This is a genomic window from Variovorax boronicumulans NBRC 103145, from assembly GCF_001591345.1.
GTDB classification, from domain to species: Bacteria; Pseudomonadota; Gammaproteobacteria; order Burkholderiales; family Burkholderiaceae_C; genus Variovorax; species Variovorax boronicumulans.
On record NZ_BCUS01000212.1, the window covers coordinates 1 to 5,362 of the forward strand.

Annotated in this window: 7 protein-coding genes; all 7 read left to right on the plus strand. The window is 68.5% G+C overall.

Going from position 1 to position 5,362, the window contains the following annotated elements; genetic code table 11:
• Positions 1–725, plus strand: a 725-nt coding sequence (locus tag VBO01S_RS30665) for a fumarylacetoacetate hydrolase family protein (protein WP_062482769.1), incomplete at its 5' end; no start/stop codon positions are given.
• Between the two features lie 64 nt (positions 726–789).
• The gene (locus tag VBO01S_RS30670) at positions 790–1,806 is read left to right on the plus strand and encodes an ABC transporter substrate-binding protein (RefSeq protein WP_062482773.1); all 1,017 of its coding nucleotides are present in this window, start codon (positions 790–792) and stop codon (positions 1,804–1,806) included.
• Positions 1,807–1,823: 17 nt separating this feature from the next.
• On the plus strand, positions 1,824–2,396 hold the full coding sequence (locus VBO01S_RS30675) for a VOC family protein (protein WP_062482776.1): 573 nt from the start codon (positions 1,824–1,826) through the stop codon (positions 2,394–2,396).
• Between the two features lie 59 nt (positions 2,397–2,455).
• On the plus strand, positions 2,456–3,226 hold the full coding sequence (locus tag VBO01S_RS30680) for an ABC transporter permease (protein ID WP_082818351.1): 771 nt from the start codon (positions 2,456–2,458) through the stop codon (positions 3,224–3,226).
• Positions 3,227–3,284: 58 nt separating this feature from the next.
• Positions 3,285–3,686, plus strand: coding sequence for a VOC family protein (locus VBO01S_RS30685; protein ID WP_070063818.1), 402 nt, complete (start codon positions 3,285–3,287; stop codon positions 3,684–3,686).
• An 11-nt stretch (positions 3,687–3,697) separates the two neighbouring features.
• On the plus strand, positions 3,698–4,498 hold the full coding sequence (locus VBO01S_RS30690; protein WP_255221255.1) for an ABC transporter ATP-binding protein: 801 nt from the start codon (positions 3,698–3,700) through the stop codon (positions 4,496–4,498).
• Between the two features lie 43 nt (positions 4,499–4,541).
• The coding region (dapA, locus tag VBO01S_RS30695) for a 4-hydroxy-tetrahydrodipicolinate synthase (protein WP_062482779.1) at positions 4,542–5,362 on the plus strand (821 nt) is incomplete at its 3' end.

Sequence of the window (5,362 nt, forward strand, 5' to 3'; positions counted from 1 at the left end):
TGGCCGCCTCGGGCGCGATCCGGCCGGTGGCCGACGGCGCCGCGGCCGTGGCTGCGCCCTTCGTGCCGAGCCGCATCTTCTGCGCCGCCTCGAACTACGCCTCGCACGCCAACGAAATGGGCACCGTGCTGGCCGCCAAGTCGCAGAGCAAGCCGTACATGTTCCTGAAGCTCTCGAACACGGTGATCGGCAACGGCGAGACGATCCAGATGCCGCCCGAGACCAGCAAGCTCGACTGGGAGGTCGAACTCGCCGCCGTGATCGGCAAGCGCTGCCGCCGCGTGTCGGTCGAGGACGCACTCGACGCAGTGGCCTGCTACACGATCGTCAACGACATCTCGGCGCGCGACCTCAACATCCGCGGCGACTACCCGTTCAAGCACGACTGGTTCCAGGGCAAGTGCCACGACACCTTCGCCCCCATCGGCCCGTGGCTGGTGCCCGCCTGGCAGATCCCCGACCCGCAGGCCGTGCAGATGCGCCTGGACGTGAACGACGAGCCGATGCAGCAGGACAGCACGGCCAACATGATCTGGACGGTGCGCGAGCAGATCGCCTACCTCTCGACCATCGTCACGCTCGAACCGGGCGACGTGATCGCCACCGGCACGCCGACCGGCGTGGGCATGGGTCGGGGTATCTACCTGAAGCCGGGCGACCGGCTGGTGGCGAGCATCGAGGGCATCGGACGGCTGGCCAATCAAGTGCAGGCAGAGCGCGTCTGAGCGCCGGCACGACGGGGCCACGGCCCCGTTCTTTCGCATCACAACAAGGTATGGAGACAAAGACATGCAACCCACCCGCAGAGGATTCGCCGCGATCGCGCGCGCGCTGACCGGCCTCGCCTGCAGCGCGCTGCTGGCCGGCGCGCCCCCCGCGTTCGCCCAGGAGAAGGTCACCTACAACATGGCCTGGCTGCCGCAGGGCAGCTCGGTGGGCGTGATCGTCGCGCAGGCGCAGGGCTACTTCCGCGAGCTGGGCCTGGACACCGCCATCGTGCGCGGCTACGGCGGCAACCGCACTGCCAACGAGCTGGACCAGGGGCAGTTCGAGTTCGGCTACGTCGACCCGATCAGCCTGGTGCTCAACCGCGCCAACGGCGGCAAGATCCGCATGATCGGCGCCATCAACACGCGCTGGCCCGCCGGCATCTGTTTCGACACCAAGCGCCACCAGCCCAAGACGCCGGCCGACATGAAGGGCCTGCGCCTGGGTGGCGGCTCGGCCTCGCCGGTGCACAACGTCGTGCCCGCCTGGCTGGAGCTGAACCGCCAGCCCAAGGACAGCATCCGCCTGCTGCGCATGGACCCCGCCGTGGTCGACGCCTCGCTGATCGAAGGCAAGGTCGACCTGGCCGAATGCTGGCGCGGGAGCAACCGCGCCGTCACGCAGAAGCAGGCCCAGGCCGCGGGCGTGACGCTGGGCTGGATCGAATACAGCGACTTCGGCCTGGACGCCTACGGCAGCGGCTTCGCGGCCAGCGAAGACCTGATCAAGACGCGCCCCGAGGTGGTGAAGAAGTTCCTGCGCGCCTCGTACCGCGGCTACGAGTTCGCCATGGCCAACCCCGAGCAGGCGGCCGATCTCATGGTGAAGATGTTTCCCACCACCGACCGCGCCGTGGCGCTGGCGCAGATCAAGGACATGAACGACCTGCTGGTCGACCCGGCAGCCAAGGCCAAGGGGCTGGGCCACCTGCGCGATGACCGCATGCGCGCCACCGTGCAGTTCGTCGACAAGGCCTTCGGCCTCGGCGGCAAGGTGAAGCCGCAGGACGCGTACAGCAACGACCTGCTCGCACCATGAGCGCGGGAGCAACACCGATGGTTCAACGCCCCCGTCCCCAGCGCCTCGGGCACGTCGTGCTCAACGTGCGCGACCTCAAGGCCTCCGTGCGCTTCTACACCGAGATCGTCGGGCTGGAAGTGTCCGACTACATCGAGGACCAGATGGCTTTCCTGCGCTGCGGGAACGACCACCACGACCTGGCGCTGGCGCAGATTGCGCCCGGCGATCCGCAGCATGCGGCCACCTACACGCCGGGGCGGCCCGGGCTGGAGCACTTCGCCTACCAGCTCGGCTCGCTGGCCGAGATCGAGGACGCCGCGCGCTACCTGCAGGCGCAGGGCATCGACATCGTGCGCGGCATCGGCAAGCACGGGCCCGGCGAGAACCTGTTCCTCGTGTTCAAGGACCCCGACGGCAACTACTGCGAGTTCTACGCGGAGATGGTGCAGATCACGCCTGCGCAGCCCTACACGCCCCGCGTCTGGAAGAACGACCTCGCGGCCTTCGACCAGTGGCACTTCGACCGGTTCGTGGTGCCGCCGCCCGAGTGGGGGCCGCGCACGGCACAGGACACCGAAGGCGACAACAGCGACTACCCGAAGCGCTGAACGCCCACCACGCGACAAGACAAGACACGCCACATAAAAAAGACCCGGAGACAAGACACATGCACCCCGCCCCTTCCTCGCGCGCCGAATCGTGGCGCCGCTTCACCGACCCCGCCCTGCTGTTCCTCGCACTGGGCCTGCTGTGGGAAAAATCGGTCGACGTGTTCGGCATCAAGCGCTACCTGCTGCCGCCGCTGTCGCAGGTGCTCGACAGCCTGTGGACCAACCGCATGGCCCTGCTCGTGCAGTCGTGGGTCACGACGCAGGAGGTGCTGGCCGGCTTCGCGCTGGCGGCCGTCGGCGGCGTGCTGCTCGGGCTCGCGATCCACGCCATCCCGGTGGTGCGGCGCGCGCTGTACCCGCTCATCGTGGTGTTCCAGGGCCTGCCCAAGATCGCGCTGGCGCCGCTCATGGTGATCTGGTTCGGCTACGGCGACACCTCCAAGGTGCTGATGGCCTTTCTCTTCGCCTTCTTCCCGGTGGTGATCGCCACGATGGGCGGACTGGCGGGCACGCCGGCGCACCTGGTGGAGCACTTTCGCGCCATCCGCGCCTCGTCGTGGACCACCTTCCGCCGCCTCTACGTGCCTTCGGCCCTGCCCTCGATCATGGACGGGCTGCGCTCGGCCATGCCGCTGGCCGTGATCGGCGCGATCGTGGGCGAGTTCGTCGGCTCCGAGCGCGGGCTCGGCCACCTCATCCTCGAGGCCAATGCCAACGCGCGCACCGACTACCTGTTCGCTGCGCTGGTGGTGATCTCGGTGGTCGCCGGCCTGCTGTACCTGCTGGTCGAGCTGGCCGCCAAGCGCATCTGGTGGCGCGGGCTCTGAGCCTTCACCCCTCTTTCTCTTTCGTCCTTTCAAAGATTTCAACTCAGGAGACATTTCCATGGCCAAACTGCGTCACATCGCCCTCGCCGTTCCCGATCCCCAGAAGGCGGCCAAGTTCTACAGCGAGGTCTTCGACCTCACCATCGTCGAGCCCACGCACTCGCCCATCGCCGATGGCGTGTACCTCACGGACGGCACCATCTGCCTGGCGCTGCTGAACTACAAGACCGACGAGGCGGCAGGTCTTGAAAAGGGCAAGGACTGGATCGGCACGCACCACTTCGGCTTCTGGGTCGACGACCTGGACGCGCAGCGCAAGGCCATCGAGGACCACGGCGGCACCTTCTTCATGGACCTGCCGCACGACAAGAAGAGCCTGTACTACGAGATGAAATTCCGCGACCTCGACGGCGTGGTCTTCGACATCTCCGAAGGCGGCTGGGTGGGGGCTCGCAAGTGAAGCCTGGGACCGTGGCCACCGGCGAGGCGACGGTGCGCGCCCCCGGAGCCATCGACACAGCGATCGGCGTCAGCCGTGTCGCCAAGACCTTCGACGCGCGCCACAGCGTGCGCGCGCTGGAGCAGGTCGACTTCACGGTGCAGCGCGGCGAGTTCGTCTCGATCCTGGGGCCCAGCGGCTGCGGCAAGAGCACCCTGCTGCGCATCGTGGCCGGGCTGATCCAGCCCGACGCGGGCGGCGAGGTGCGTGTGCTCGACCACCTGCAGACGCGGATGTCCGACGACGTGGGCGTGGTGTTCCAGACCCACAACATGCTGCCGTGGGAAACCGTGGAGGCCAACATCCGCCTCGCGGCCGAGGTGCGCAAGCTGCCGAAGAAGGACATCGACGAGCGCGTGGAGGCGCTGCTGCCGGTCCTCAAGCTGGAGAAGTTCCGCCGCAACTACCCGCACGAACTCTCGGGCGGCATGCGCCAGCGCGCCGCGCTGGGGCAGATCCTCGTGATGCGGCCCCAGGTGCTGTTGCTCGACGAGCCCTTCGGGGCGCTCGACGCGCTCACGCGCGACCAGCTCAACGTCGAGCTGCTGCGCCTGTGGCAGGAGATGCGCCAGACGGTGATCCTCATCACCCACAGCATCTCGGAAGCCGTCTTTCTCTCGGACCGCGTGCTCGTGATGTCCGAGCGGCCGGGGCGCATCGTCGAGGACATCCGCATCGACCTGCCGCGCCCGCGCGACCCGCGCACCACCAAGGAAGCGGCCGCCTTCGGCCACTACGTGGTGCAGCTGGGCCACCTGATGGGCGTCGACTGACGCCGCCCGTCGCCCCCTCTTCGTTCTTCTTCCGGAGCTCTCTTTGAACCTCTCGAAATTCCACGGCGTCGTGCCCGCCATGGCCACGCCTTTCACCGCCGACCACCGGCTCGACGAAGCCCGCGTCGGCGAGCTGATCGACAGCTACATCCGCGCCGGCGTGCACGGCATTTCCGTCGCCGGCAGCCAGGGCGAGTTCTTTGCCCTGGAGCGCGACGAACACATGCGCCTGCTGGAGCTGTCGATACGCGCCATCGACGGCCGCGTGCCGCTGTACGCCGGCACCGGCGGCGCCTCCACGCGCGACGCCATCGCGCTCACGCAGGCCGCCGAAGCCCTGGGCGCCGACCTCGCGCTGGTGATCACGCCGTACTTCGTGCAGCCCACGCAGGACGAGCTGGTCGCGCACTACACCGCCGTGGCGCGCGCGACGAAGCTGCCGGTGATGCTCTACAACAACCCGCCGCGCACCGCCGTCAACGTGCTGCCCGCCACGCTCGCGCGCTGCATGCAGGCGGCCGACAACATCGTGGGCATGAAGGACTCGGGCGGCGACCTCACGCAATCCATCGAGTACCTGCTGACCGCGCCGCGCCCCGCGCTGCTGTTCTCGGGCCGCGACACCATCGCGCTGTCGATGATGTTCCACGGCGCGCAAGGCACCATCTCGCCCGCCGCCAACGTGTTCCCCGAGCTCATGGTGCGCATGTACGACGCGCTGCGCGCCGGCCGCCACGACGAGGCGCTGCGCGTGTCGAACATCTTCGCGCCGCTGCGCGCGGCCTGGGCCTGGGGCTCGTTCCCGGTCGTCATCAAGGAAGCGATGACGCTCGCGGGCCGCAGCGCCGGGCCGACGCGCCCGCC